General features: G+C 65.0%; 29 protein-coding genes. 7 read left to right on the forward strand and 22 right to left on the reverse strand.

Annotation, left to right across the window (positions count from 1 at the left end; translation table 11 throughout):
- Positions 1 to 13: 13 nt before the first annotated feature.
- From H1B27_RS11565 to H1B27_RS11575, 3 genes are all read right to left on the reverse strand, one after another.
- Complete coding sequence (locus H1B27_RS11565) at positions 14 to 763, reverse strand: vWA domain-containing protein (RefSeq protein ID WP_197966139.1); 750 nt, start codon at positions 761 to 763, stop codon at positions 14 to 16.
- A 143-nt stretch (positions 764 to 906) separates the two neighbouring features.
- Entirely contained in the window at positions 907 to 1,767 is an 861-nt protein-coding gene (locus H1B27_RS11570) for an alpha/beta fold hydrolase (RefSeq protein WP_197966140.1), read from the reverse strand.
- A gap of 346 nt (positions 1,768 to 2,113) precedes the next feature.
- On the reverse strand, positions 2,114 to 3,037 hold the full coding sequence (locus H1B27_RS11575; protein ID WP_197966141.1) for a division plane positioning ATPase MipZ: 924 nt from the start codon (positions 3,035 to 3,037) through the stop codon (positions 2,114 to 2,116).
- A 285-nt stretch (positions 3,038 to 3,322) separates the two neighbouring features.
- Between H1B27_RS11575 and panC the strand changes: the two genes are divergently transcribed.
- A complete protein-coding gene (gene panC, locus H1B27_RS11580; RefSeq protein ID WP_197966142.1) occupies positions 3,323 to 4,174 on the forward strand; it encodes a pantoate--beta-alanine ligase in 852 nt (283 codons plus the stop codon).
- An 83-nt stretch (positions 4,175 to 4,257) separates the two neighbouring features.
- Here panC and H1B27_RS11585 read toward each other — a convergent pair whose 3' ends face one another.
- The 4 genes from H1B27_RS11585 to H1B27_RS11600 form a co-directional block, all read right to left on the reverse strand.
- Entirely contained in the window at positions 4,258 to 4,698 is a 441-nt protein-coding gene (locus H1B27_RS11585) for a DUF1489 family protein (protein WP_197966219.1), read from the reverse strand.
- 42 nt (positions 4,699 to 4,740) lie between these two features.
- Complete coding sequence (locus tag H1B27_RS11590) at positions 4,741 to 5,718, reverse strand: hypothetical protein (protein WP_197966143.1); 978 nt, start codon at positions 5,716 to 5,718, stop codon at positions 4,741 to 4,743.
- A 154-nt stretch (positions 5,719 to 5,872) separates the two neighbouring features.
- Entirely contained in the window at positions 5,873 to 6,076 is a 204-nt protein-coding gene (locus H1B27_RS11595; RefSeq protein WP_085966667.1) for a hypothetical protein, read from the reverse strand.
- A 304-nt stretch (positions 6,077 to 6,380) separates the two neighbouring features.
- A complete protein-coding gene (locus H1B27_RS11600; RefSeq protein WP_197966144.1) occupies positions 6,381 to 7,043 on the reverse strand; it encodes a glutathione S-transferase family protein in 663 nt (220 codons plus the stop codon).
- A gap of 135 nt (positions 7,044 to 7,178) precedes the next feature.
- Here H1B27_RS11600 and H1B27_RS11605 point away from each other — a divergent pair, with 135 nt between their 5' ends.
- Positions 7,179 to 7,895 (forward strand): DUF599 domain-containing protein, encoded by a 717-nt coding sequence (locus tag H1B27_RS11605; protein WP_197966145.1) that lies wholly within the window; start codon positions 7,179 to 7,181, stop codon positions 7,893 to 7,895.
- Between the two features lie 753 nt (positions 7,896 to 8,648).
- On the opposite strand, the gene tolA is transcribed toward H1B27_RS11605, so the two are convergent.
- The 4 genes from tolA to mgtE form a co-directional block, all read right to left on the reverse strand.
- Positions 8,649 to 9,581, reverse strand: coding sequence for a cell envelope integrity protein TolA (tolA, locus tag H1B27_RS11610; protein WP_197966146.1), 933 nt, complete (start codon positions 9,579 to 9,581; stop codon positions 8,649 to 8,651).
- 49 nt (positions 9,582 to 9,630) lie between these two features.
- Positions 9,631 to 10,449 carry an aldo/keto reductase gene (locus tag H1B27_RS11615; RefSeq protein WP_197966147.1) on the reverse strand — a complete coding sequence of 273 codons (819 nt, stop codon included), beginning with the start codon at positions 10,447 to 10,449 and terminating at the stop codon, positions 9,631 to 9,633.
- Between the two features lie 121 nt (positions 10,450 to 10,570).
- The gene (locus H1B27_RS11620) at positions 10,571 to 10,867 is read right to left on the reverse strand and encodes a helix-turn-helix domain-containing protein (protein ID WP_061877258.1); all 297 of its coding nucleotides are present in this window, start codon (positions 10,865 to 10,867) and stop codon (positions 10,571 to 10,573) included.
- Positions 10,868 to 11,080: 213 nt separating this feature from the next.
- Positions 11,081 to 12,502, reverse strand: a complete 1,422-nt coding sequence (gene mgtE / locus H1B27_RS11625) for a magnesium transporter (RefSeq protein ID WP_061877257.1) — start codon at positions 12,500 to 12,502, stop codon at positions 11,081 to 11,083.
- Positions 12,503 to 12,585: 83 nt separating this feature from the next.
- Here mgtE and H1B27_RS11630 point away from each other — a divergent pair, with 83 nt between their 5' ends.
- Together H1B27_RS11630 and H1B27_RS11635 are read left to right on the forward strand one after the other, a co-directional pair.
- On the forward strand, positions 12,586 to 13,392 hold the full coding sequence (locus H1B27_RS11630) for a polysaccharide deacetylase family protein (protein WP_156504758.1): 807 nt from the start codon (positions 12,586 to 12,588) through the stop codon (positions 13,390 to 13,392).
- A 161-nt stretch (positions 13,393 to 13,553) separates the two neighbouring features.
- A complete protein-coding gene (locus H1B27_RS11635) occupies positions 13,554 to 14,891 on the forward strand; it encodes a polysaccharide deacetylase family protein (protein WP_197966148.1) in 1,338 nt (445 codons plus the stop codon).
- A 4-nt stretch (positions 14,892 to 14,895) separates the two neighbouring features.
- Here the strand turns inward: H1B27_RS11635 and H1B27_RS11640 are convergent, their stop codons facing one another.
- The gene (locus tag H1B27_RS11640) at positions 14,896 to 15,270 is read right to left on the reverse strand and encodes a hypothetical protein (RefSeq protein WP_061877254.1); all 375 of its coding nucleotides are present in this window, start codon (positions 15,268 to 15,270) and stop codon (positions 14,896 to 14,898) included.
- A 292-nt stretch (positions 15,271 to 15,562) separates the two neighbouring features.
- On the opposite strand from H1B27_RS11640, the gene H1B27_RS11645 reads away from it, so the two are divergent.
- Positions 15,563 to 15,820 carry a hypothetical protein gene (locus H1B27_RS11645; protein WP_193374346.1) on the forward strand — a complete coding sequence of 86 codons (258 nt, stop codon included), beginning with the start codon at positions 15,563 to 15,565 and terminating at the stop codon, positions 15,818 to 15,820.
- A 45-nt stretch (positions 15,821 to 15,865) separates the two neighbouring features.
- On the opposite strand, the gene H1B27_RS40035 is transcribed toward H1B27_RS11645, so the two are convergent.
- A complete protein-coding gene (locus H1B27_RS40035) occupies positions 15,866 to 17,842 on the reverse strand; it encodes an ABC transporter substrate-binding protein (protein ID WP_246515364.1) in 1,977 nt (658 codons plus the stop codon).
- Positions 17,843 to 17,934: 92 nt separating this feature from the next.
- Between H1B27_RS40035 and H1B27_RS11660 the strand changes: the two genes are divergently transcribed.
- Positions 17,935 to 18,873: a GlxA family transcriptional regulator gene (locus H1B27_RS11660; protein WP_197966150.1), complete on the forward strand. Its 939-nt coding sequence runs from the start codon at positions 17,935 to 17,937 to the stop codon at positions 18,871 to 18,873.
- A gap of 19 nt (positions 18,874 to 18,892) precedes the next feature.
- Here the strand turns inward: H1B27_RS11660 and H1B27_RS11665 are convergent, their stop codons facing one another.
- The 6 genes from H1B27_RS11665 to H1B27_RS11690 form a co-directional block, all read right to left on the reverse strand.
- The gene (locus tag H1B27_RS11665; RefSeq protein ID WP_197966151.1) at positions 18,893 to 19,081 is read right to left on the reverse strand and encodes a hypothetical protein; all 189 of its coding nucleotides are present in this window, start codon (positions 19,079 to 19,081) and stop codon (positions 18,893 to 18,895) included.
- Positions 19,082 to 19,091: 10 nt separating this feature from the next.
- Entirely contained in the window at positions 19,092 to 19,421 is a 330-nt protein-coding gene (locus H1B27_RS11670) for a four-helix bundle copper-binding protein (protein WP_197966152.1), read from the reverse strand.
- A gap of 89 nt (positions 19,422 to 19,510) precedes the next feature.
- The gene (locus tag H1B27_RS11675; protein ID WP_197966153.1) at positions 19,511 to 20,413 is read right to left on the reverse strand and encodes an NAD(P)/FAD-dependent oxidoreductase; all 903 of its coding nucleotides are present in this window, start codon (positions 20,411 to 20,413) and stop codon (positions 19,511 to 19,513) included.
- Positions 20,410 to 21,486 (reverse strand): flavodoxin family protein, encoded by a 1,077-nt coding sequence (locus tag H1B27_RS11680; RefSeq protein WP_197966154.1) that lies wholly within the window; start codon positions 21,484 to 21,486, stop codon positions 20,410 to 20,412. Before H1B27_RS11680 ends, H1B27_RS11675 begins: the two co-directional genes overlap by 4 nt.
- A gap of 62 nt (positions 21,487 to 21,548) precedes the next feature.
- Positions 21,549 to 21,749: a hypothetical protein gene (locus tag H1B27_RS11685; RefSeq protein ID WP_197966155.1), complete on the reverse strand. Its 201-nt coding sequence runs from the start codon at positions 21,747 to 21,749 to the stop codon at positions 21,549 to 21,551.
- Complete coding sequence (locus tag H1B27_RS11690) at positions 21,749 to 21,958, reverse strand: hypothetical protein (RefSeq protein WP_061877344.1); 210 nt, start codon at positions 21,956 to 21,958, stop codon at positions 21,749 to 21,751. The genes H1B27_RS11685 and H1B27_RS11690 overlap by 1 nt, the downstream gene beginning before the upstream one ends.
- A 194-nt stretch (positions 21,959 to 22,152) precedes the next feature.
- Here H1B27_RS11690 and H1B27_RS11695 point away from each other — a divergent pair, with 194 nt between their 5' ends.
- Positions 22,153 to 22,437, forward strand: a complete 285-nt coding sequence (locus tag H1B27_RS11695) for a hypothetical protein (protein ID WP_197966156.1) — start codon at positions 22,153 to 22,155, stop codon at positions 22,435 to 22,437.
- Between the two features lie 162 nt (positions 22,438 to 22,599).
- On the opposite strand, the gene H1B27_RS11700 is transcribed toward H1B27_RS11695, so the two are convergent.
- The 3 genes from H1B27_RS11700 to H1B27_RS11710 all read right to left on the reverse strand — a co-directional run bounded on the left by H1B27_RS11700 (position 22,600) and on the right by H1B27_RS11710 (position 24,410).
- Positions 22,600 to 22,797 (reverse strand): hypothetical protein, encoded by a 198-nt coding sequence (locus H1B27_RS11700; protein WP_131868321.1) that lies wholly within the window; start codon positions 22,795 to 22,797, stop codon positions 22,600 to 22,602.
- A 203-nt stretch (positions 22,798 to 23,000) separates the two neighbouring features.
- Complete coding sequence (locus H1B27_RS11705) at positions 23,001 to 23,183, reverse strand: hypothetical protein (protein WP_197966157.1); 183 nt, start codon at positions 23,181 to 23,183, stop codon at positions 23,001 to 23,003.
- Between the two features lie 444 nt (positions 23,184 to 23,627).
- On the reverse strand, positions 23,628 to 24,410 hold the full coding sequence (locus tag H1B27_RS11710; protein ID WP_197966158.1) for an SDR family NAD(P)-dependent oxidoreductase: 783 nt from the start codon (positions 24,408 to 24,410) through the stop codon (positions 23,628 to 23,630).
- Positions 24,411 to 24,565: the final 155 nt, after the last annotated feature.

Consider the following 24,565-nt stretch of genomic DNA (forward strand, 5'->3'; position numbering starts at 1 on the left):
GCCTGCCCGATCGCTACTTCATCTGGCCGATCAGAATCGCCGCGCCGCTCGCGGTCTTCGCCAGTTTCAGCAACGCTTCGCGTCCGCCGGCTGCATAGGCCGCAGCTGCCCGCAACAGCTCGCGCAGCTGCGCCGCCGCGCCGGGATCGAACCGGCACCAGGCGCCACCGGTCAGGCGCGCGATCTGGCGGAAGGCCTGCTCGGCGACGGCGTCACGGCCCTCCTGAAACACGAACACGGGCACCTTGAGCATGCCGAGCTCGCCGGCCTTGGTGCAGAGCTCGTCGACGTGTTCCTCCATGGCATCCCCGACGAAGACCACGGCCCGCACGCCGGACGCCACCGCTTCGCGCCGGGCCTCGCTCAGCACCTTGCCGATCTGGGTATCGCCGCCGCGGCAATCGATCTTGCTCATCAGCGCCGCCAGCTTGGCGCTGTCGGAGATCCAGCCCGTGGTACGGCACTCGTTGAAGCCGCGATAGTAGACCAGCCGGATGTCGAGACTGCCGAGCGCTGCGGCCTCGCGAAACATGTCGGCCTGGAGCGCGCAGGCCAGGTCCCAGGTCGGCTGCCGGCTCATCGTCGCATCCAGCGCGAAGATCAGCCGCCCCTTGGAGCCCGGTGAATGTGGTGAAAGCGCCCGCGCCTTGGCGACGAAGGCGGCGATGTCTTCCGAGGTTGAGGTCGCCGCTTGCGGCAGCGCGCCGTCTGCTTGCGCCGAAGCGGCATCGCGACCGCGCGGTTTGATGGGTTCGCCCGACATCGCTGCTTGCACCTTGCGTCAGCGACTAATGTGGTCAGCGCATGCGGTCCGGTCAATGTGCAAAGCCTCCGCGGGAAGGCCGGCGGAGGCTTTGACGATCGGTGCAGTCGAGCGGTGACGTCTTGTGCGTCAGCTCTTGTAGGTCAACCTTTGGCGGGTGCCATCAGAGCGACCGGACCAGGCTCGAGGATCTTGGGCGGGGACGATTGCGTGTCGACCGGCGCCGCTTCGCTGTCGGTCGTGCTCAGAAACTTGTCGAGCATGCTCTGGATCGAGTTCTTCGCCACATCCGGACCGGTGTCACGCATGTCGTTGTGCTGGAATTCGGTCTTCACGACCTGGATGCCCGCCTTCTCGCATTCCTCGTCGGTCGGAAGCACGCCCGCATCGGTCTTGAACTGCGGATCCTGGGAGCGGAACGACAGGATCTTGAACTTGCCGGCGGTGACGAAGGGCACGCGCAGATTGTCGAGGGTGACGACCTTCTTGACCTCATCCGGATACTGCTTGGCGAAGTACATCGTGATGTCGCCGCCCATGGAGTGGCCGACCATCGTCACCTTGTCGTAGTCGGCATTGGGCTGAACCTTCTTCATCTCCTGCATGGCGAGATGAATGTTGGCGACGCCGCGCAGGATCTGCGGCAGGCGGCCGACATAGAGCTCGCCGGGCTTCGTCACCATCGGAGGATCCGTCGGCAGGTCATGCTGCGGGCTCAAGACCATGTAGCCGCGCGCAGCGAAGATGTTGGCGAGGAAGCCGTACTCGGTGTTCTTGACGGTGTTGCCGTGATTGATCACGGCGACCGGCAGCGTGATCATGCCGGCGTTGGCCTGCATTTCCTTGTCGCGGCGCACCGCGACGTAGACGGGCACCGGACGATTGTCGCGCGAGGCGTCGTAGAAGGTGATGGTCTCGTGCTTGATAGCCCACTTGCTCGCCGTGAAATAGGCGATGCCGCAGAGGGCACTAACCGAAACCAGAACGGCAATTCCACGCTTCATTTTCGTCCTCAGCCTCAGGCTTAGTGGCCTGAATCCCTGTTGAAAATCGTGTTCTTCCGGAGCTCTTTGGCCCCTTGTCGCCTATTCCCTAATATATGTCACAGCAGCGTGACAGGAAGGCTAAATAATGTGAAATCGCAGCCCTTCCATTGTGCGACGCACACGTTTTCTGTGCACCCCATTCTCATACCACTACGTCAGGTGCAGCTCACCATCCGACGCAACCGGCCCCTAATTGGGTTGGTTTCGCAGTCAACACGGGGTGAAAACGCGTCGAGCGCAGCCACGGTTCCCGCAGGAACCGGCTGCTTGGATCGGTGGAAAGTAGCAGCTTACCGCCGCCGCTTTAGACGCCCAGGATGTCGTGGACCTCGAGCGGCTTGTCGACCTGGTTGAACCACTCGGCCCGGTTGGCGGCGCGGCGCCGACCGCGCTCGTCGAGCGGCAGCTTGAGCTGGCGGAGCAGGCTCGTCACCTCCTCCCGCGCGGTAAGATGGCCGAGATTGGGCCGCATGCCGAGCGTGGCCTCGTCGATCTCGTCGAGGGCGGTCAGACCACGCGGAAAGAATTCGCGGTAGACGACGCGTTCGGCGAAGCCGTCGACGTAACGGAAGCCGAGCCGCAGCGACAAATCCTTCAGTCCCTCGGCGACGAGCTGCTTGTTGCGGGAGCCGAGCATCGACAGGCGGTTGCGCACGACGATCCAGTCGGTGGTTGCGCCGTCGAGCTGGCGGCGCTTGCGCCTGACGTCGCGCACCATCTCGGCATAGTGGCTCTCACCCGTCACCGCGTAGTTGGCGGGATCGACGGTACCGAGCACGTCGAAATCCAGGAAGCTGTCGTTGAGCGGCGTCACCAGGGTGTCGGCCATCGAATGGGCGAGCCGCATGAGATAGCTGTCGGTGCCGGGCGTATCGATGACGATGAAGTCGAAGCTGCTCTCGACCGCCGAGACCGCCTCCATGAACTGCTGGAACTCGGAATGCTCGTTCTCGGCGATCTGCATGGTCTCGCCGAGCTTGATGCAGCGATGCAGCGGCAGTTCGAGATCGAGCTTGGTGCGGCGGGCCCAGGCGGCGCGGTTGTCGATATAGCGTGTGAAGCTCTGCTGGCGGCAGTCGAGATCGATCGTGGCGACGCGCTGGCCGGCTTTGAGGAGCGCAACGGCGATGTGCAAGGCGGTGGTCGATTTGCCGGAGCCGCCCTTCTCGTTGCCGAGCACGACCACATGCGCCGAGCCCGATCGGCCTTGGCTAGCCTGCACAAGCATGATGATCCTCAACGCCGCTCGCGAATATCTTCGAGTTGACCGCGTCTGCGGTCAAGTGAAATGCGTGACAGATCATGCAAATCGCAACGCGACCTGCTTCATCGTGAATCGTTGCGCCGTCCTTCGTCTGTTGATCCGGTCTGCAATGTCGCGACGTCCTGCGCCACCTTGCGCGGGATGCTGTGCCGCATCCGGATGCATGGCGTCCATGATCGCCACTTGTTAAGGTTAGCCGGTCGGGCACGATGCCCGCACCCGCGCCGATTCCCAATCCATCGAGTCCTGATGTCAGCAAGCCCATTGATCGCCCGCACGGTCCCCGCCCTGCGACGCGCCGTCGACAATCTTCGCAAGCGAAAGGCCACGATCGCGCTGGTCCCGACCATGGGGGCCCTCCATGACGGCCATGTGTCGCTGGTCCGCCTCGCCAAGCGGCGCGCCAGCCGCGTCGTGGTGTCGATCTTCGTCAACCCGACTCAGTTTGCCCCGACCGAGGATTTTGGCGCCTATCCGCGCACCTGGAAGGCCGACATCGCCAAGCTCGCGGCCGAGGACGTCGATATCGTCTGGCACCCGGGCGTCGAGGCCATGTATCCGGAGGGCTTTGCCACCCGCATCGTGCCGGAAGGACCGGCGCTGGCTGGCCTCGAGGACCGCTTCCGCCCGCACTTCTTCGGCGGCGTCGCCACCGTCGTCGGCAAGCTGTTCACGCAGTGCCGGCCGGACTTTGCGATCTTCGGCGAAAAGGATTTTCAGCAGTTGCGGGTGGTGACACAGATGGCGCGCGACCTCGACCTCGGCGTCAAGGTCCTCGGCTCCCGCACCGTGCGCGAGCGCGACGGACTCGCGATGTCCTCGCGCAACGTCTACCTCTCGCCCGAGGAGCGGCAGACCGCCACCGTCCTCTACCGCGCCATGAAGGAGAGCGCCGGGCGCATCCGGGCCGGCGATTCGATCGCACCTGCGATGGCTGGCGGCGCCGAAATGATCAAGGCGGCCGGCTTTGCGCTCGACTATTACGAGGTCCGCCACGCCGAGACGCTGGCGCCGGTCACCTCGCGCAAGGACGGGCCCCTGCGGATCCTGGTCGCAGCCAAGCTCGGCACCACCCGGCTGATCGACAATATCGCGGTCTAAAGCGCGATGACGCCATCGCGCTTTAGGTTATTGTTTGAGCATGATCTTTTCGGAAAACCTCTGCACACTTTTCCGGATCATGCTCATAGCAGCCCGAGATCACGCAGCTCGCGCCGCATCGGCTCCGGCATCGCCGCGATCGAGCCGGCCGCGGACTTGCCGAGATCGGCCGGAACGGAATCGTCGGTGAGATAGCGCCAGCCCTGGAACGGGCGCATCGGCCGCGGCGAGACCGAGATCACTTTCGGCTGCATCACGATCCGGCAGCGTCCGATACCATCCTTGTCGCGGAACGGCTCGATGCCGATGATCTTTTCCCGCGCGGCGATCTCGCCCTTGATCACCCAATAGAGCGAACCGCCGGCGAGGATTTCGGCGTCGCGCTTGGGCGCCATGCGGGTGATATGGATGTGACGTTGCGGCAGACCCTTCTTCTTGGCGGTCTGCATCCGTTCGGCCACCCACTCCTTCAATTCCTTGACGGAGTCGCAACCGACGGCGAGCTTGATCAGATGGAGTGGCATACCCAAGCATTAGCCGGGCAGCCACGCATTGGGAATGCCGATCTACTCGTTATCCGCAGCTGCCGGAACCGGCGCCGAGGCCGGTGGCGCGAGAGGAACCGGGGCGGCAGCCGGCGCACGCGCAGCCTTCGGCGCCGGCGGTTTCTTGGCGGCGGGTGCCGCAGCCTGCGCCGAGGTTGCGGCCGGCGTGCGCGGCGCTGGCGGCGCCGCGTTGGCTGCAGGCGCGGCCTGGCGCGATGTCGGGGACGGCTCCGCACTCATGATGCTCACCGGCGGCGTCGACGCAGCGCTCGGGAACTCCGCATTGGTCGGCCTGCCCGTCGGCACCGACGGCGGCAGCCCGGCAAGCGCGGCAGTGGCCGGCATCGCCGGCGCTGTTGCGGGCGTATTCCAGGTCGGCGCGTAGCGCGCGACCAGCGTGTCGTAGAGATGGGAGCCCATGTTGGCGGCGACCTGCTGCTGGTCGGTCAGCGAGCGGAACGCGGCGCAATCGAACTGCGTGCAGCCGTCGCGCACGATCAGCACATGCGCGACAAGGCCGTAGCGATCACGCTCAAGCGACTTGCGCAGCACCTTCATCTCGAGTGTCAGGCTCCTCTCCGCCGTGGCGACGTCGCCGAGCGCGGTCAGCCGGTCGATCCTGGCGGCCGTGTAGGACACGGCGGCGGCCGCGGCGTCAGGCGCGCCGAACAGCGCCTTCTCGCAACCAGCGGCGACGGCATCGCCCGCGAGATCGTCGAGACAGGACAGCGCCGGCAGGTTCGCGGTCACTGCGCCTTGCACGCGCGCTTCGGCCGGGGCGGCCTGCCCGTCCGGTGCATAGACGCGCACGGCGGCTGCCCCGGCGATCGCGATGGATAGCAGCGTAATGACGGTCAGCACACCGTTGGCGACCGATCTGTCGGCGCGCAGCAGCGTGACCAGGAGAATCAATCCGAAGAATCCGGCGACCGCCAGCGTCATCCACGTCGGGAAGGCCGACGAGTGCCCGTCGAGCGAATTAACCCATGCCCAATTCATGCGCGGCGTCCCCTCACGCGAGCAAAGAGCGAATGGTCAAGCGAGCACCGCGGGTCGGCAACTGCCCCGGCCCACCTTGTGAAGGTGAAGCGGGCCTTTTGACGGCGCGGGACACAAATCCCTGATGGCACCAATGCGCGGGTGCGGACAGCCTTCAGGAGAGCGCGAGCTGGCTTTCCTTGGCGACGCGCTCGAAGGCTTCGGTCGAGCTCTTGATCCGGTACTGGCAGTCGTCGCCGTCGGTCGGCAGCAGACGGATGACTTCGTACGAGCCGCTGGCAGCGGGACGCGCGACGTTGCTTGCCGTGAACAGGACGCGCGATCCCACGGGAAATTTGTGCTTCAACACCCTCTCCATTACTCAAACAGCGCCTACCTCGCCCAGTGTCCCACTGCGATGGCCGGCCGGAAACCCGGGCTGCTGTATAGCACGCGACTCGCCGTTTTGGCCAGCGCCATGGCAGCATGGCAAGCACCCAAATTTTTCAGTCATTTCAGAACGATAACGGGACAAATGGCGGGCCGATGATACCAGCGGAGCTGCTCGTTCCGCCGGCATGTCGCAGGCCGGTGTCGCACCCCCGATCCACCGCCCCTCGCTCATTGCCGGCCTGAGGCCGCCGGCCGGCGGGCCGGTCGGCAGCCCCCGTCAAAGCCTGCGGTCAGGCGTCCTCGAACTTCGCGATGACGAGCGTTTCGGCAAGCCCGTCGCGCGTCCATTCCTGGAATGCCGGCAGTGCCATCATCGTCTCCATGTAGGCTTTGGTGTCCGGCGTCACCTCGATCGCGTAGGTGCGAAACCGGTGCACGACCGGGGCATACATGGCGTCCGCCGCGCCGAAGCGGCCGAACAGGAACGCTCCCTTCGCGCCATAGCGGGCGCGGCACTCGCGCCAGATCGCCTCGATGCGCGCGACGTTGTCCTTGGCGTCCGCCGACAGCGCCACGGGGCGGATCGGTCGATGCAGGTTCATGCCGCATTCGTTGCGCAAGGCCATGAAGCCGGAATGCATCTCGGCGCACACAGAGCGGGCATGCGCGCGCGCAGCGACATCGTCGGGCCACAGCTTCACTTCCGGATAGCGCTCGGCGATGTACTCGATGATGGCGAGCGAATCCCACACCGTGATGTCACCGTCGATCAGCACCGGCACCTTGCCGGCGCGGCTGAAGGACAGGATCTGCTCCTTGTCGGCGGGATTATCGGTGTAGAGCGGGATGAGCGTCTCCACGAACGGAATGTCGTTGGCGCGGAGCGCGAGCCAGGGCCGCATCGACCATGACGAGTAGTTCTTGTTGCCGATCGCGAGTTTCAGCGCAGCCATGTCATCCATCCTTCCCGAGACGCTTTGAAGCGAGCCGCTTTTAACGCCATCGCCTGCTGCCAATCAATCGTTGCTGCGCCCCGTCATGCGTGGCAATCGTTGCGGTCCTCGCCAAGAGACAGACACGAGACAGACATGAGCAGGCACTGGGTCGACATTACCGCCGTCGGCTTCTTCATCATCGAATGGCTGGTCTACGCGCTGACGCTGGAACATTCGACCTATGGCCGCGACAGCCTGTCGGCGCGCATGAACCGCTATCGCGAGGTCTGGGTGCGCCGGATGCTCCACCGCGAGACGCGCATGGTCGACATGCAGATCATGGCCTCGCTGCAGAGCGGCACCGCCTTCTTCGCTTCCACCAGCCTGTTCGCGCTCGGCGGCGCGCTGGCGCTGCTGCACGCCACCAACGACGCCATCACGATTCTGAGCAAGCTGCCGGTCGACCTCAGCACCTCGCCCGCGATGTGGGAACTGAAATGCGTCGGCCTCGTGCTGATCTGCGTCTACGCCTTCTTCAAATTCGCCTGGGCCTATCGCCTGTTCAACTACGTCGCGATCCTGTTCGGCGGCATGCCGCCGGCCGACCGGCGCGACACGTCGGAGGCCGAAGCCCATGTCATCCGCACCTCCCGCCTGTTCGAATCCGCCGGCCGCCATTTCAACCGCGGCCAGCGCGCCTTCTTCTTCGCGCTCGGCTATCTCGGCTGGTTCGTCAGTCCCTGGGTGCTGTTCGTGACCACGGCGGCGGTGGTGGTCGTGACCTGGCGACGGCAGTTCGCGTCCAGTGCATGGGCCGCGATGGCGCCGGAGGTGGTGAATGGTGAGGAGTTGCGGAAGCGCGGTCATTGAAACACGTGCTGCTCTGCGTCCGCATTTCAACTCGCAGACACGCCTTCGCGTTCTCGCGGCTGAATTCGCCCGAGCCTTGCTTCGTCGCTCACCCTCTCGAGCCAAGAGGGCACAGGGAAGACCGGGTGCCGGCCGGCACCCGCGGTCCGCTGCGCGAAATGCACACGCAGGAAGAACCGCACAGCAGCATACAGGTGTAGCCAATCACTCGGCCTTCCCTGCACGATGGTCGGACGGCTTATGCCGTGCTCTCCCGGGAGCCGAGTTCGTTCTGGCCTCCCTCGCTCCCGCGAAATTCACCGGCACCGCGCCGGTTGACGCGACTGCCGCCTCCGCAAGAGCTTGACCGTAGCAACGACGGCCAGGACCACACGGTTTTACCGTACGCGCGGCTCGCTTGACCCCACCGGCTCCGACGACGTTGTGCACGTTGCCATCGAATACCGCCGGGACGAACCTGTCAGCGCCGCTCGTCCGCACGCCGTTCCGGGCTCACGGAGAGCAATCCGCCCTGCCCTTCACATCTCGTGCACGACGCTGCCGCGTCCACCGCAAGCCCGGCTCGCGAAAACGACGACCTCATGATCGCCCCTCAAGAATGAGCCGGGATGGGCGACAAATACGCCATTTCCGAACTTCGGTAAAGCGGAATATTTTCGATGCGGCGGCTTGACAGCCGGCGACACAGCCAGATCCCGTAGCCCGCGATGAGCGAAGCGACATCCGGGATCTTTGCGAGTGGCTTCCCGGGAGCTAGCTTCCAAAATCCTTCGGGCTGAACGGCAAATCCAACACCTTCCATTCCCCGTACAAATTGGCCGGCAGCATCTTGTAGGGCTGGCAGTTCTGGAGCGCGCTCGTTGCGGACTTGACGATAGCCACGCCCTTCACGGACGGCGGAGCTTCGAGCAGGATCGGCTCGCGTGCCAGCGTGCCGTCGGTGGCGAACACCGTGCGCAGCTTGACCTGGACGTTGTCGGTCGGCGCGACCCCCGCCGGCAGCTTGGCGCAGCTTCTCAGATGGCGGCGAAGCGCGGCGATGACCTCGGGTGGAAGCTTCGCGGCGATCGAATCCTTGGCGTCGCCGCCATCGTCCTTGGGGACATCTTTCAGCTGCTCCGTCGGCAGTTCAGGCGGAAGGCCCAGCATGACGCCGTATTTGACGGTGACATCCGGCTCCGGAGGCAGATAGGCCGGCGGCGGCATGGCCTGTGGCTGCTGCATTGCCTGAGGTGGCGGTTGCGACTGCGACTGCTGAGGCAGCTGAGGCTGCGGTTGCACATTGGCCTCGTGCTGCTTCTGCGGCTGTGAGGATGGTGGCTGGTTCTGCCTTGCCTCAGGCGATGCCTGCGGGGATGGCGATGGTGCAGCAGCCTCCTGCTTGGCCGCGGGCTTGGGCGCTGCGTCGGCCTTGTCGGTGACATCGAGCTTCGGCAGCTTCAGATCGGGGAGCGGCTCCGGCGGCTTCTCCTTTGCCTCGTCCTTGGACTTCTCCTCGGCCTTCTCGTCCGCTTTGGCCTCTTCCTGCCTCACCTGCTCCGGCGTGACGATGTCCACCATCACGGTCTCGGGCGGAGCGGCGTGGAACGGATGGACTTCGCTGATCAGGATGATCAGCCCCACCAGCGTCAGATGCGCGATCGCCGACGCCGCAATGTCCGTCCGTATGATCTTCCGCAGTTCCATCGACCGATCTTGGGTTGCTGCCGCGGTCCTAGCATAACGGAAGTCCCCCTCAATCCCATTTCGGCGCGAAGCCGAAATCGGTCAGGCGTCCCCTGGGATTGGCGAGCCCGGCGACCCGGCTCATCTCGTCTTCCGACAGCTCGAAATCGAAGATGTCGATGTTTTCCGACAGACGCTCGACGCGCGAGGTGCGCGGGATCGCAGCGACATTCTGCTGCACCAGCCAGCGCAGGCAGACCTGCGCCGGCGTCTTGCCGTGGGCGCGCCCGATTTCGGCAAGCGTCTGATCGGACTTGATGCGGCCCCTCGCAATCGGGCTGTAGGCGACCAGCGCGAGGCCGTGCTGGTCGCAGGCTGCCCTCACCTTCACCTGGTCGAGATAAGGGTGATATTCTACCTGGTTGCAGACGAGCGGCTCGGCCGACAGCGCGACCGCCTGCTCGATCAGCGCCACCGTGAAATTGGAGACGCCGATGTGGCGGGTCAGCCCCATCTGCCTGGCGTGCGACAGCGCGCCCAGCGTCTCCGCCAGCGGCACGTGGGAATTGGGCCAGTGCAGCAGCAACAGATCGACGCAGGGAAGCCGCAACCGGGCGAGGCTCTCCTTGACCGAGCGTTCGAGATCGTTGGGCGCGAAATGGTTGGTCCAGACCTTGGTGGTGAGGAAGACGTCGTCGCGGCGCACGCCGGAGGCGCGCAAGCCGTCGCCGACCTCCCGCTCATTGTCGTAGACCTGCGCGGTGTCGATGTGACGATAGCCGAGCCGCAGCGCCTGCTCGACCACGCGCGCGGCAGGCCTGCCGCTCAGCTCCCAGGTCCCGAGCCCGATCGCCGGGATTCTCGCGCCATTGGCCTCGACGAACAGCATGAGGAATCCTCTCTGTTGCGGCAGCCCGAAATATCATTATGGACCCGGCCGATGATGCTGCCAACGGACGCCGCAACGATCGGCGCGAATATTCAGGTGCAGGTCTAACGAGAGGTGTGCGTCAGACCTTGGCGAGCGCCTGGAACACGGTGTCCGGCGCATGCGCGATCACCGCGAGCAGCGCGCGGGCAGGCCCCCGTGGAGCGCGCTTGCCCTGCTCCCAATTGCGGATGGTCTCGACGGGGACGCCGAGCTTGGCGGCGAACTCCATCTGGGTCAGGCAGGCGCGGCGCCGCAGATCGCGCACCGCGAGCGGGCCGGTATCGCCCGGCGCGGCATTGGCCGCAGGCTGGACCGGAAATTCCTGCCCATCCCGCAATTCGACGATCCGTCCGTCCGCCTTCAGCCGCAACCGCATGCCGATTCCCCCAAGCACAGCGATGATGCGGCAGGTCGCTTAAGGTGGGATTAAAAACGCAGCGCAGTCGGGGCACGAGGGTTAGAGTGCCCCGCCGCCTCCCCCGTCATTGCGAGGAGCTCTTGCGACGAAGCAATCCAGGATCTTTCCGTGGAGGGATTCTGGATTGCTTCGCTGCGCTCGCAATGACGTGGAGAGAGCGTGCGCCGTTCGCTACTTCAACCCGAACCACAGGGTCGCGATACCGAGGAAGGAGAAGAAGCCGACGACATCGGTCACAGTGGTCACGAAGGTGCCAGACGCCACCGCCGGGTCGGCCCGGACGCGATCCAGCGCCATCGGGATCAGGATTCCGCCGAGCGCGCCGGCGACGAGGTTGCAGATGATGGCGAGCCCGATGACGATGCCGAGGCCCGGGATCTTGAACCAGGCGACTGCGGCAATGCCGGTGATCACGGCGAAGGCGAGGCCGTTGACGAGGCCGACCAGGGCCTCGCGCAGCACCACGCGCCAGGCGTTGGAGGAGCCGAGCTCGCGCGTCGCCAGCGCCCGCACCGCCACCGTCATGGTCTGGGTCGCGGCATTGCCGCCCTGGCTCGCCACGATCGGCGCCAGCACCGCGAGCGCGACCATCTTCTCCAGCTGGCCCTCGAACAGGCCGAGCACGGAGGACGCCAGGAACGCGGTGGCGAGGTTCACCAGCAGCCAGTTGAAGCGGCCGCGGGCGATGGTGAGGAATGTGTCCGACAGCTCTTCGTCGCTGGTGACGCCGCCGAGCGCCTTGAGGTCCTCGTCCGCCTCCTCCTCGATGACGTCGACGACGTCGTCGACGGTGATGACGCCGACGAGGCGGTCCTGGGTGTCGAGCACGGGTGCGGCGACGAGATTGTACTTGCCGAACATGCGCGCCACCTCTTCCTGGTCCTCCAGGACGGAGACGCGGCGGCGGTCTTCGTCGGTCAGCTCGGTCAGCGCTACCGGACGGCGCGTGCGCAAGAGCACGTCGAGCGGCACCGCGCCCAGCCAGTGCTGGTCCTTGTCGACGACGTAGATCTCGTAAAAGCGGTCGGGCAGATCCGGCGTCTCGCGCATGTAGTCGATCGCCTGGCCCACGGTGAAATCCTGGGGCACGGCGATGAACTCGGTCTGCATCCGGCGGCCGGCGGAGTTCTCCGGATAGAGCAGGCTGCGCTCGAGCGCGACGCGCTCCTTGAGCGGCAACTTTTCGAGGATCTGCTCCTGCTCGGCCTCGTCGAGGGTTTCCAGGAGCTCGACCGCATCGTCGGATTCGAGCTCGCGGACGCCCTCGGCGACCGTCTCCGGCGGCAGCTCCTCGAGGATCTCCTCGCGGACGGCCTCGTCGACCTCGTTCAGGGCCGAGAAGTCGAAATCGCGCCCCGTCAGCTCGACCAGGCGGACGCGGTCGTCGGGCTCCAGGGCACCGATCAGATCGCCGAGATCGGCCTCGTGCAGTTCGGCGACACAGGCACGCAGCGCAGCGCTGTCGCCAGCCTCGATCGCCCGGGCAATTTCTTCGACGAATTCGTGCCGAATTTCGCCGTTCTCATTGCGCATCGGCACGTGGTCGAGTACCGAATCCGAGGCGGATGGGGCAACGTCCATATGTTCATCCATGGCGCGCCTCGCCGGTTGACAGGTTGGAACCAGTGGTCTGAGCCGATGGCTCAGGCAATACCCACAAGGCAACTCTGGGCGCAATGACAAAGATGCTTGGATTGAAATGGACATCGATGACGGCGGGCGCGATCGTTGCGGCCCTCACCGGCATTGCCTCGACCCATGCCGCCGAGTGCCCGCGCAAGGATGCGCTCGGCACTTCGCGCATCCTGACCGTCGACGCCAAGACGTATCCGCGCGTCGGCTTGAAGAGCTTTCCCCAGACGCTGCCGCTGGCGGATCACGAGGTCGTGCTGACCTTCGACGACGGGCCGTACCCGCCGACGACGTCGAAGGTGCTGGCGGCGCTGGCGAACGAGTGCGTGCGCGCGACCTTCTTCCTGATCGGCCAGCACGCCGCAGAGTTTCCCGACATGGTCAAGCGCATCGCCCGCGAAGGCCACACCGTCGGCCACCACACCTGGTCGCATCCGTTCATGGCGCATATCCCGTTCGACAAGGCGATGGCCGACCTCGACCGCGGCATCGCTGCCGTCGAGATGGCGCTGCACGGCACCTCGACGACGACGCCCTCGACGCCGTTTTTCCGTTTTCCCTATTTCGAGTCGACGCAGGCAGAGCTCGACCTGCTCCAGTCGCGCGGCATCGTCGTGTTCGGGGCCGATCTCTGGGCGAGCGACTGGGAGGAGATCACGCCGGAGCAGGAATTGAAACTCGTCACCGACCGCCTGGCGGCGAGCGGCAAGGGCATCATCCTCTTCCACGACAACAAGGTGCGCACGGCCGCAATGATGCCGGCCTTCCTGCGGTATCTGAGGGAGAACGGCTATCGGGTGGTCCACGTCGTACCAGCGGGCACGTCACAGAAGAGCGCTGATGCGCATTGATGCCGGAATGTCACGCCAGCGCAAAATGGGGTGATCCTGGCCCAATTAACACTCTGTTCATGCTACCTCCTGCAAAGATGGTTGGGGCATCGCCCCTGAACCATTCCGGGGCGTCTCCGACCTACTAAGGCGGCAATCACGCACGAGGGCAGACGAGGTTCATGATCGGAATTAGCGTTGTTTTGCGGACGCGATCGTGGATCGTCCTCTGTCTGGGAATGCTGACTGTCGGCGCACCGGCGGCCTTCGCGGCCGACTGTCCCGGCCACCCGGACGCCCTCGGCACCTCCCGCACCCTCGTGGTCGATCCGCGCGAGCATCCGCTGATCGGCACCATGCAATACCGCGAGACATTGCCGCTGAAGGACCATGAGGTCGTCCTGACCTTCGACGACGGTCCGCTGCCGAAATATTCCAACCAGGTGCTCCAGATCCTCGCCGACGAGTGCATCAAGGCGACCTTCTTCATCATCGGCAGCCAGGCCAAGGCCAATCCGGAAGGCGTGCGCAAGCTGGTCGCGGCGGGCCATACCGTCGGCACGCACAGCATGGACCATCCGCTGACCTTCGACCGGATGCCGATCGACAAGGCCGAGGCCGAGATCAACGGCGGAATCGCGTGGACCTCGGCCGCGATGACCGATCCGTCCCAACTCGCCCCGTTCTTCCGCATTCCCGGCCTGATGCGCGCCGAGGGCGTCGAGAATTATCTGATCTCGCGCGGCATCCAGGTCTGGAGCGCCGATTTCCCTGCCGACGACTGGCGGCATGTGTCGTCCGACCGCGTCTACCAGCTCGCGATCCAGCGGCTGGAGGCCAAGGGCAAGGGTATCCTGCTGCTGCACGACATCCAGGCCCGCACGGTGGCGGCGCTGCCCAAGATCATCCGCGACCTCAAGGCGCGCGGCTATCGCATTGTGCATGTGGTACCCGCGACCGCCGAGCGGCCGGCGACGCCGACCACGACGGTGGAATGGCTGCTGCATCCGCCGACCGAGACGACGCCGATCGCGCGCTGGCCGCGCGTGCCGAATTTCGTGTTCACGCAGACCCGGGCGCTGCCGGCGCCCGCTCTTGCCGACCTCAATGCGCTGGCCGAGCATCAGCCGCTGCTGCCGCTCCGGACCATGGCGCAGGCCAATGTCGCAGCCACCCTGCCCGCGCCCGGCCGCGCACTCTTTGCGATCCCCGAAGGCTCGGTGGAGGTGCTGCTGTCGACGACCCTATCTCGGCGTGCCGCGACGCGGCTGGCGATGGCGGCCGAGGCAACTCGTGCGGCCAAGGACAAGGCTGCACATGCCAAAGCAGCAAAGGGCAAGGCGGCCAAGCTGCAGGGACGGCGCACGGCGCATGCGGCGGCGGCACCGGATCATGTCGAGCAGCCCAAGGGCACGACGGCCAAGGGCACGACAGCCACGGGCACTGCACCCAAGGGCCCGGCATCCAGAAGCGCCACCACCCGACCGACCCGCGTCGCCAGCCTGAAGAAGCGCGCCTGAGCCCTCACTGCCGCATGATCGCGGCGACGCAGAGCAGCACGATCAGCGCCAGGAAGAACAGGTCCATATAGGACTTGAGCTCGCCATCGCGCCGCAGCCGCGCCACGTCGGCGACGACCTGCCTGCGCGCAGAGGCTCCGCCTGAACCGTCACTGATCGAGGTCTGCAGGCGCTTGGTCTCGGCCTCCAGCTTCTCGATCTTCTGAAAGAAGTAGAACGCGCGCAGCGTCGAAGCGGCGCGCATGCCGGCATAGACCAGCACCAGGATCGCCAGGATCGCCCGGTTCGGATACTTCTCCATGAAATTCAGGCTGAAATAGACCACCGCCATGAACGCGAAATTGGTGAGGAAGCGGTAGACGAAGCTAAGAAAGGCCATGCTGGCTCGAACCTTTGAGGGGCGCGCAACTCGATCGTGTTGCGAAATTTCGGGATGGGGGACCCGGACCGGAACGGCCGGCCTGGATGCGGCAGCGGCCCGTCTACGCCAAGTTTGTTTCAACAAAGATACTATCGCCCCGAAACTTGCCGCCTTTTAGCCAGACGCGGCCACAACACAGGCCGGAATATGGCCGATCGGACTGCCCGCGCGGCATGCCCGCGACGGCTTAATGGCGATTTGGCCGAAGTCGCGGTAAACTGCCGGCCGCCGCCATATGTGGGGTCTGCCGATGCCGAAGAAGGGAATCACGGGCCACGACGAGTGGGTTCTGACCGAGGCGCTCGCAACCGCCCTGGTCGCGCTGGAGCAACTCGCACCGAAGCACCAGCCGAACGCCCATATGGACGACATCCGCAAGCTGCTCGCGAACGGCAAGGAGCCGGCGGCAGTGAGCCTGCATCTCGCCCAGGCCAAATGCCGCCTGTTTCCCGAGATCGACCCGCTGGAGATCTACCGGGAATACGGCATCGGCGAGGAGTATGGCTGAAGAGGCGCCGTTCGAGGAACCGCAAGGCTTGCACGGGGCAATGCGCTAGTTCTGCGAGGTCTTCAGCAGTGGGCACTCGCTCTGGCTCAGGGGAAGATAGGCTTCCTCGGCCGGAATGGTCTCGACCACATTGTAATAGTCCCAGGGGACTTTCACGTCCGCAGGCTTTTTGACCTCGACGAGATAGAAATCGTGCACGAGCTTGTTGTCGGCGCGCAGCCGCGCGCCGGGCGCATAGAAATCGTCCACGGGCATCGACCGCAGCTTCTCCAGGACCGCGTTGGTTTCATCCGTCCCTGCGGCAGCCGCAGCTCTCAGGTAGTGCAGCACAGCCGAATAGACGGCGGCCTGCGGCGCGGTCGGCATGGCGTTGTGAAGCTTGTAGAACCTCTGGGCGAACGCCCGCGTCGCCTCGTTGAGCGCCCAGTACCAAGCGGTAACCGTCGTCAATCCCTTGGCCGTTTCGGCACCCATGGCGTGCACATCGGTCAGGAACATGAGTTCGGCAACGGCCTTCTGCGGCCCCATGTTCATTCCGAACTCATTCCATTGCTTCATCGAGGTCACGAGCTGTTCGCCAGCATTGGCGAACGCGACCACTTTGGCCTTCGAGGCCTGGGCCTGGAGCAGGAAAGAGCTGTAGTCGGCATTTCCCAACGGATGAAAGACCGCGCCGAGCGACTTGGCACCAGTCGCCGCGAGCACGCGCTGAGACACTTCGACCATATTGCGCCCAAACGCATAGTCGGACGCGATGAAGAACCAGCTGTCGTATCCTTGCGACACCAGCTTTCGGACCGAGCCGGCGACCAGATTGTAATTGTCGTGCAACCACATCAGACCGGCGCGCGAACATTGCTTGCCGCCGATTTCGGTGGTCCCGACCGCCGAGTAGATGACGATCCTGTTCTTGTCGCGCGCGATCGACTGGATGGCGAGCGCGACCGCCGAGTTGCCGACGTCGGCCACCATGTCGACGCCGTCCACGTCGAACCATTTGCGGACGATCTGGGCGCCGATATCCGGCTTGTTCTGGTGGTCCGCGACGACGATGTCGACCTTCAGGCCCGGCGCGACCTTCTGGAAATCCTGGACCGCCATCTTCGCGGCGACGACGGAGCCGGGTCCGGCAAGGTCGGACAATGGTCCCGCCTGGTCGTTGATGATGCCGATCCGGACAACGTCACCGGAAAAATCGGCGGCCAGGCTCCGTTCGGCGAATGCGACCGGACCCAGCGTCAGGATGATGCCGAAGACCGACCGGCAAAGTCCGATGCGCCATGACTGCAACGCCCCAACGTGATCCACCATCTTCCCCTCCGCTCTGGCACCGCGACGACTGTCGGCGATGATTGCCTCGAAACGCCGCGCTATCCCTCCTGATGAATGGCTCTCCTGACGAACTCCAGACGCCTCGCCTGCGCGGGCGCGACCAGTATCCGGCGAACCGGCCCGGAAAGGCGGTACCGGATTGTACTCCATGCGCAGCTGGATCATTTCCGCAGCCGCGCGGCCTCTCAACATCGAAACGAGCGTGAGCGCGAAGTCGATTCCGGCGGTGATGCCGCCGCCCGTCATGCGATTGCGATCGATGCAGACCCTCTCGCGCGACACCTCGGCTCCGAAGAGCGGCAATGCATCGGTCGTCGTCCAGTGCGTGGCCGCGCGATATCCCTTCAGGAGACCGGCCGCACCGAGAACGAGCGAACCCGTGCAGACCGAAGTCAGGTATTTCGCGTCCCGCGCCTGCGCTTTCAGAAACGCAAGCACCTCCTCGTCCAGCATCAGCTCGTCGGTGCCATAGCCGCCCGGGACGCAGATCACGTCGAGTTGCGGGCAATCAGCGAAGGTGATGGTCGGCGTCAGCGCAATCACGGAATCGCTCGGCACGGGCTCGATGCGTTTCCAGATCAGATGCACGGTCACATCAGGCAGGCTGGAGAAGACCTGGGCGGGACCGGTGAGATCGAGCTGGGTCACGCGGGGAAAAACCAGAAGACCGATCTGCAACGGACCCGACATATCCAACCTCGACATCGCGCTTGACGGTGGCAGCCTGCCATGTTGGCCTTGGGGGCGGAAACGGCGTAATTCCCTCATTTTTGGACGCGTTCATGATCGGCTTCCTGATCTTTCCCGAATTCCAGTTGCTGGATGCCGCCGGCCCGATATCGGTGTTCGAGATCGCAAGACGCCACACGCCGCATGCGCCGCGTGTGATAACGGTTGCCACGAAGGCCGGCGCCGTGCGCAGTTCGTCGGGCACCGAGATGCTCGCGCGCAACTTGCGATCGGCAAGCTCGGTCACGACGCTCTTCGTGGCAGGTGGCGAAGGCGTCGAGGACGAGGTGCGCTGCAAGACGACGATCGCATTCATTCAGAGATTGGCGCGCCGCGGCGTGCGTCTGGCCAGTGTCTGCTCGGGGGCCTATTTGCTCGCCGAGGCGGGAGTCCTGGACGGTCGTTGCGCGACCACGCATTGGTCCTGCACCCGTGACTTCATCGGACGGTACCCGAAAGTCCGGCTCGAGCCGGACCAGATCTTCACCCGCGATGGCGGCGTGTGGACATCGGCCGGAATCACCGCAGGAATTGATCTGGCGCTCGCCATGATCACCGAGGACCACGGTGAAGAGATTTCGCAAGCGACCGCCCGGCAGCTGGTGCTGTACCATCGCCGCGGCGGCGGACAATCGCAGTTCTCGACCTTGCTCGAATTGAAGACGCCGAACGGGCGCTTCGGCAACCTTCTTTCATGGGTGCGCGAGAATCTGGATGCGCCTCTCACGGTCGAGGCACTTGCCGAGCGCGCGGGCCTGAGTTCACGGCATTTCGTCCGCTCCTTCATCGCCGAAACCGGATCCACGCCAACGAAAGCCGTCGAGCGCTTGCGGGTCGAGGTGGCACGGGAGCGCGTGCAGTCCTCCGGAGAAGCGATCGAGCGCGTCGCTCAAGCCACCGGCTTTCGCGACCCCGAGCGGATGCGCAGAGCCTTCATCCGCGCATTCGGTCAGCCGCCGAAGTCCTTGCGGCGTTCCGCCCGAACTGCATGAGAGCTGCAGTTGACCGGCGCTAAGGCCCGCCCGCGACCGATCCTGCGATCACCATGACCAGCGCACCAAGGTCGATCTTGCCGTTGACGGTCAGCTCCTCCGAGCTCTTCGCGTCTCCCGCGCCCTGGACTTTCAGCGCCTGCGGCCGGTCGGCGGCTTGGCGCTTCAATTCGTCGATGATGGCGCCCTTGAGCTTCTCTTCCAGCATCAGCGCCTCCTCAGGCCGCCATCGCGCGGCAGGACTGGGCGCATGAGCGGCACATCGCGACGCATTCGTCCATGCCGCCGATCCGCTCGCAATCCTCGGCGCATTCGCTGCAGATTTCGGCGCACTCAGCGCAGGTATGCCGGTGATGCGGCGTGTTGATCAGCATGAAATGCGCGGCCGTCCGGCACATCTCGGCGCAGGCTATCATCAGGCGGAAGTGCTTCGGCTCGACGTGCTTGCCGCCGGTCTCGAGGCAATGGTTCATCGCCGTGCCGAGGCATGTCCGGTAACAGCTCATGCAGAGGTCGATGCAGCGGGTCATGTCTTCGGATTGAGCCATCGGTTGTCTCCAATTGCGCGCCCCATTTGGGTCGACCAAAGCGGAGCAACGCGCTTCGTTCCAGGTTCCGTCGATTGTGACGGGACCGGCTATGCAAAGCGCTGCGGCAGGCTGCTGTGGATCGTGCAGGCGGCAACCGCCGCGTGGCCGAACGCGACCGAGATCTGGTGCAGGTCGGTGACGACGTCGCCGATGCCGTAGAGCCCATCGATCGACGTGCGCTGATGGTCGTCGACCTTCAGATAGCCCTCCCCGGTATGTTCGGCGCCAAGCGACACCGCGAGCCGCGAGCGCACCTCTGCCCCCATCGCGGGATAGATCGTGTCGAATTGCGCCGTGCGGCCATCGGTGAAGATGGCTTCGACGCCCTCGCCTCTCCGCCGCAAACGCAGATCGGGCGCGAACAGGACGTCCACATCCGCCTCGGCCAATCGTGACGTTGCGACCGGATCGTCATCCGGCGCGGTTGCGAGCAGCGTCACGTCGTGCGAATAGCCGCGCAGGAACAGCGCCTTGCCCGCGGCGCGCGCGAGCGGGCCGATCACGCCGATGCGGCGGCCGGACGCCTCGAAGGCGTCGCAGACGGGGCAGTAGCGCAACAACCCATCCGCAACGGCGGCGCGCCATTCGTCGAACGGCGGATGGGTATCGACGATGCCGCAGGCGAGAATGACGGCGGCGGCCGCATGCGCGCGGCCATTCCAGCTCGCCAGAAAGCCCTGATCGTGCCGCTGCAGGGCGGTGACCTCAGCGTCCACGCGCGTAACGGCGAGCTCGTGCAGCTGGGCCGACATCCGTTCGATCAGTTCAGCGCCGGACAGGCCGTGGACGAAGCCCGGGACATTGTGGCTGCGCGGGATCAGCGCCGCCCGGCTGGCGCCCGCGTCCACGATGCAGACGCGGCGGCGAAACCGCGCCAGATAGATCGCGGCCATCAGCCCGGCCGGCCCGCCTCCGACGATCAGGCAATCGAGCGGCGGCGCGCCGGTCATTTCGGGTTCGGGTCCGCAAGTCCGGCGCCGGGCTCCTCGAGGCGCCCGCTCCGCGCGAGCCGGACCGCGTTGCCGAGCGCGCGTGCCGCATTCTGCACCTCCTGCTGGAATTCCCTGTCCTCATCGAGATCGCGATGCGAGGTGGCGTATGGCTCCATGTAGCCGACATAGCCGTCGAGTTCGGCGAAGCGCCCCGCCGAGATCAGCTGCATGTCGGTCAGCCAGTCGGACAAGGCGCGGCGCACGCCCTCGGCGCCGACCGCATCGCCGTGAACGACGAGGCCGAAATGGCGGCCGACGAGATGGCGCGGATAGGGCCAGCCCTTCAGCTCCATCGCCTTGGCTTCGGTGGCGTTCTTGCCGTGGGTTGAGGTCGGATCGGGATTGCCGCCGTCGGCGCAGACCATGCGGTCCATCATCGCCTTGAGCCCGGCGGGCACGTGATACCAGTTCACCGGCGTCACGATCAGGATGCCATGGGCGGCAACCCAGAGCGGATAGATTTCGTTCATCCAGTCGCCGGTCTGGCCCAGCGAATGGTTCGGATAGCAGCTGCACGGCCAGTGGCAGAGCGGCATGGCGGTGCCGACGCAGGCCTTGCAGGGGTGGATGGTTTTGCCGAACTCCGAGGCGAGGCGCGACAGATCGAGGATGTCGACGGCAAATCCCATCTCGATGAAGACGGGCTCGGCCAGCTTGACCAGCCGCCAGGTCTTGGACATCTCGCCGGGACAGGTGTGCTCGCTGCGCGCCGAGCCGTTGATGACGAGGATGCGCGGCGTCTCGTCCGCATCGTCGTGGCGCCGCTGCGCTTCCAGGATCCTCGCACGCGCATCGAGCCAGTCCACGGCAAGATCGTAGCCCGGGTCGGAGAAGCCTGCACCGGCTCTCCGCGTCAACGGCGCCTTGCGCGAATGGCTGTAGGCGTCCCAGGCCGCAGCGGTGATGGTATCGAGCTCACGTTGCAGCGGTGCAAAGGCGGGGTCGACGAACTGAACCTTGTAACGCCGCTCGAACTCCTCGCGCGACAGCTTGACGGGCGGCATTCCCTTGCGAACGTCGGCTTCCGTCATGCTGGCTCCTGGCGAAGTCGGTCATCGACCAACCCGGCACGCGGCGCACGGTTCCCGCAGCTCTACTGGCGAGCAGCCTCCCGCGGCAGATCGAATTGCGCGATCCGCCGGTCGAGCCGCCACAGCTCGATGCGGTGGACCAGCATGAGCGCGGCCGCTTCACGTTTGGCCTGCTCGTCATCGTCGCAGACCAGATTGATGCATCCGAACACGTGGCCATCCGGATCGATCTGGAATGCGCGGTAATGCTTGATGCTCCCCATTACGATTGTCCTCGTCTTGGGAAGACGGGTGCGCTCAGCAACTCTGTCAGGTTCGAGGTCACCTCGTTCTGCTTGGCGCGTCGCAGCAGCATCTCGCGTTCCCGGCCGGGCGGCAGGCTGCGCGCGCGCTCGCGGGCGTTCTCGGCGAAGGCGGCCAACCGCTCCTGGAGCGATTGGGTCTGTTTCCTGCGGTTACGTTTGGCGGTCATTTTCACGTTCGCACTTTCGCGGATAATTCGGTTGGAAGGAACTTGCAGCTTCCGCCGCAACTTGCGGTTCCGGCATTTCAATAAGTTAACGCTGAGCGATTTTGCGCGAGCGACAGGCGCACCGATAGACCCGCGCTGCGCCGGAACCGAATTGCCGATTCGCATGTTCAAGAACGACTTGAAGGAGGACCATCATGGCAAAATCAGCATGGAAGCGGCCGGGCTCCCCGATCGGCCGCAAGGGACCGCGCAAGGCAAATCCCGCGTACAAGCGCCGCGCCCGCGAGCCCTGGACGGCGGCGGACGTGAGCAAGCTGAAGCAGCTCGCCAAAGGCAACACGCCGACCGGCGTGATGAGCATCAAGCTTCAGCGGCCGGTCGCGGCCATCCGCAGCAAGGCGCAACGCGAAGGGATTTCGCTGAGGCCCGTCAACCGCTCGCCCTATAGCAGGCGAACCAAAGCGGCGAAGCGGCGTTGATCTCCCGCACCGCCGGGTGACAACCGGACGCAACGGGGAACGATGGACGTGGTGCTCATTTTTCCGGTTTCTGCCCACGACACCAGCGCATCGGTACGCGCCGACATCTGACCCGTTCCCGGCGCGTGCAGCCTGACCAGCTGCACGCTGCAGCGGCGGTCGCTAATTCGGCGGCTGCAAGCCCGGCGACCGCAGCCATTCGCTCATCTGCGATCCCGTCTCGGCCTGCCGCGCCTTGCGCAGCATCTCCTCACGCGCCGGGCCCGCCGGGAGCGATTTGGCCTCTTCGCGCAGCCGCTCCGCTTCGGCGGCCAGCCGCGCCTCCAAACTATCCACGTGCTTGATCCGACGCCGCATCATCGTCATGGACGTATCCCTGTCAGTCAGCGGAGCGCGCCATTGCGTTCACATGTTGATGATGCCAGCAAAATCGCGCTGGCGTGCATCCAACGTTCCTAACGTGGAACGGTTTCTCGGCTCGTCGAAAAACTCCGGCACGGCGCTGCGCAAATTACTCAAAAGACGGCACTTGCTCAGAAACGCTCCGGCTCCGCCAACGGGAGCTAGTTGTCCTGATTGTCTCGGCGAGCCTTGATTTCCGTGCGACCCATGGCGCTCTCCATGATGGCCAGGCGCCGACCAGCCACGATCGGATCGTGATGCTCCATCAGCAGTCGACATTCCTCCCGCAAAGCGCGGCTGGCATCGATCGCACAAGTTGCTCGGGAAATAAGCGCCTCGCGCATCCAACAACTCTAAGCCAATTCCGCGAGCCGCTCATTTACGTAGGTTACTCAAATTGAGCAAATTGGAAAAAAGTGCACATAGCACCGAGATTCTCGTTCGAACGTGCGCTGGTCAGGGCAGACGCGCGACTGCGAGCCAGGCGCTCATCGCCATGCACAGCATAACCGCGGCGTAAGGTAGCGCGACGCGCAAGACGGCGAGCTCCCCCGGTTCAGCTCATCATTCAGATAGTCGCCACCAACATCACGACAAAACCCGTGACCGCGGTCGCGACAAAGGCCCGCTCGATGCGATCCATCGCCATCGAGGCCCCTTTTCGGCTTTCAGCCCGTACAATTTGACGGTTTCGGGGCCGCTGCGCATTGGGCTATGTGAATCGGCGGTCTCGTTTGCCGTCCGCAAGACGGTTGGCGCCGCTCCGCGGGATTTGCGCCGGCCTAGTCCTACGACCGCGCGGTGCCCGGCTCAGCCATCTTGCGGTGCTGCTTGGCCAGCACCTCGTTCGGCGTGACGTTGGCGACCGTCGTCTGGATCTTGTTCGTCAGCCCGGTGACGATGTCGGACTCCCCGCGCAGCATTGCGTCGAACCCGGCCTTCGCGACGTCGTAGGCGCTGTCCTTCTTCTCGGTGCCGACCTTGGTGTCCATCATGTCGGCACGGCGGAAGAACTCGGTCTCGGTCGCACCCGGCATCAGGCAGGTGACGATGACGCCGCTGTCGCGCAGCTCCTCGCGCAGCGCAAACGAGAATGAATCGAGGAACGCCTTGCTGGCGTTGTAGGCCGCCTGGAAACTGCCCGGCATGAAGCCCGCGATCGAGCCGGTGATCAGGATGCGACCGGCATTGCGGCGGAGCATCTCATTGCCGACACGGTGGATCAGATACAGCGTGCCGGTGATGTTGGTGTCGATGAGGCGTCTCACCCTGGCGAAGTCCTGGTCGAGGAAGGCCCTGCCGAGACCGATGCCGGCATTGGCCAGCAGCGCATCGATCGGCCGGTCGGCGACGGCGTTGCAGAGCTTGTCGACGCCCTCGGTGGTGGCGAGATCGGCCTCGACCGGCTCCACGCTGCCGCCGAGCCGGCGCAGATCGACGGCAACCCTTTCGATCTGAGGCTCGTCCGCTGCGATGACGAGGTTGAAACCTGCCTGGGCGCAGCACCTGGCGAGTTCCAGGCCGATACCGGTTGAGGCGCCTGTGACGACGGCGAGTTGATTGGCGGACATGCGCACATCCTTGAAATCGAGGTCTTGGAATTAGAGGTGTTGACGCTCAATCGCCGCCCTGCTCCCTCGTTCCTATTTGCGCAGTGCGAAGAATTTGCGCGCGGCGATAGCAACCATCGTTCGTGCCTGGACTTAGATGGCACGTGGCTCAACCG

Origin of the sequence: Bradyrhizobium diversitatis (assembly GCF_016031635.1) — a bacterium.
Classification (GTDB): domain Bacteria; phylum Pseudomonadota; class Alphaproteobacteria; order Rhizobiales; family Xanthobacteraceae; genus Bradyrhizobium; species Bradyrhizobium diversitatis.

Bases quoted from the DNA above. Each gene is read 5' to 3' on its own strand.
- H1B27_RS11585 (WP_197966219.1), bottom strand. From the start codon at position 4,698: ATGCCACTCCATCTGATCAAGCTCGCCGTCGGTTGCGACTCCGTCAAG.
- H1B27_RS11705 (WP_197966157.1), bottom strand. From the start codon at position 23,183: ATGCGCGAGGCGCTTATTTCCCGAGCAACTTGTGCGATCGATGCCAGC.
- H1B27_RS11690 (WP_061877344.1), bottom strand. From the start codon at position 21,958: ATGACCGCCAAACGTAACCGCAGGAAACAGACCCAATCGCTCCAGGAG.
- H1B27_RS11695 (WP_197966156.1), top strand. From the start codon at position 22,153: ATGGCAAAATCAGCATGGAAGCGGCCGGGCTCCCCGATCGGCCGCAAG.
- H1B27_RS11620 (WP_061877258.1), bottom strand. From the start codon at position 10,867: ATGCGGTTGCGGCTGAAGGCGGACGGACGGATCGTCGAATTGCGGGAT.
- panC (WP_197966142.1), top strand. From the start codon at position 3,323: ATGTCAGCAAGCCCATTGATCGCCCGCACGGTCCCCGCCCTGCGACGC.
- H1B27_RS11700 (WP_131868321.1), bottom strand. From the start codon at position 22,797: ATGATGCGGCGTCGGATCAAGCACGTGGATAGTTTGGAGGCGCGGCTG.
- H1B27_RS11590 (WP_197966143.1), bottom strand. From the start codon at position 5,718: ATGAATTGGGCATGGGTTAATTCGCTCGACGGGCACTCGTCGGCCTTC.
- H1B27_RS11570 (WP_197966140.1), bottom strand. From the start codon at position 1,767: ATGAAGCGTGGAATTGCCGTTCTGGTTTCGGTTAGTGCCCTCTGCGGC.
- H1B27_RS11645 (WP_193374346.1), top strand. From the start codon at position 15,563: ATGCCGAAGAAGGGAATCACGGGCCACGACGAGTGGGTTCTGACCGAG.
- H1B27_RS11575 (WP_197966141.1), bottom strand. From the start codon at position 3,037: ATGCTTGTGCAGGCTAGCCAAGGCCGATCGGGCTCGGCGCATGTGGTC.
- H1B27_RS11635 (WP_197966148.1), top strand. From the start codon at position 13,554: ATGATCGGAATTAGCGTTGTTTTGCGGACGCGATCGTGGATCGTCCTC.
- mgtE (WP_061877257.1), bottom strand. From the start codon at position 12,502: ATGGATGAACATATGGACGTTGCCCCATCCGCCTCGGATTCGGTACTC.
- H1B27_RS11680 (WP_197966154.1), bottom strand. From the start codon at position 21,486: ATGACGGAAGCCGACGTTCGCAAGGGAATGCCGCCCGTCAAGCTGTCG.
- H1B27_RS11660 (WP_197966150.1), top strand. From the start codon at position 17,935: ATGATCGGCTTCCTGATCTTTCCCGAATTCCAGTTGCTGGATGCCGCC.
- H1B27_RS11710 (WP_197966158.1), bottom strand. From the start codon at position 24,410: ATGTCCGCCAATCAACTCGCCGTCGTCACAGGCGCCTCAACCGGTATC.
- H1B27_RS11600 (WP_197966144.1), bottom strand. From the start codon at position 7,043: ATGGCTGCGCTGAAACTCGCGATCGGCAACAAGAACTACTCGTCATGG.
- H1B27_RS11640 (WP_061877254.1), bottom strand. From the start codon at position 15,270: ATGGCCTTTCTTAGCTTCGTCTACCGCTTCCTCACCAATTTCGCGTTC.
- H1B27_RS11665 (WP_197966151.1), bottom strand. From the start codon at position 19,081: ATGCTGGAAGAGAAGCTCAAGGGCGCCATCATCGACGAATTGAAGCGC.
- H1B27_RS11615 (WP_197966147.1), bottom strand. From the start codon at position 10,449: ATGCTGTTCGTCGAGGCCAATGGCGCGAGAATCCCGGCGATCGGGCTC.
- H1B27_RS11630 (WP_156504758.1), top strand. From the start codon at position 12,586: ATGACAAAGATGCTTGGATTGAAATGGACATCGATGACGGCGGGCGCG.
- H1B27_RS11675 (WP_197966153.1), bottom strand. From the start codon at position 20,413: ATGACCGGCGCGCCGCCGCTCGATTGCCTGATCGTCGGAGGCGGGCCG.
- H1B27_RS11595 (WP_085966667.1), bottom strand. From the start codon at position 6,076: ATGGAGAGGGTGTTGAAGCACAAATTTCCCGTGGGATCGCGCGTCCTG.
- H1B27_RS11605 (WP_197966145.1), top strand. From the start codon at position 7,179: ATGAGCAGGCACTGGGTCGACATTACCGCCGTCGGCTTCTTCATCATC.
- H1B27_RS11685 (WP_197966155.1), bottom strand. From the start codon at position 21,749: ATGGGGAGCATCAAGCATTACCGCGCATTCCAGATCGATCCGGATGGC.
- H1B27_RS11670 (WP_197966152.1), bottom strand. From the start codon at position 19,421: ATGGCTCAATCCGAAGACATGACCCGCTGCATCGACCTCTGCATGAGC.
- H1B27_RS40035 (WP_246515364.1), bottom strand. From the start codon at position 17,842: ATGTCGGGTCCGTTGCAGATCGGTCTTCTGGTTTTTCCCCGCGTGACC.
- H1B27_RS11565 (WP_197966139.1), bottom strand. From the start codon at position 763: ATGTCGGGCGAACCCATCAAACCGCGCGGTCGCGATGCCGCTTCGGCG.
- tolA (WP_197966146.1), bottom strand. From the start codon at position 9,581: ATGGAACTGCGGAAGATCATACGGACGGACATTGCGGCGTCGGCGATC.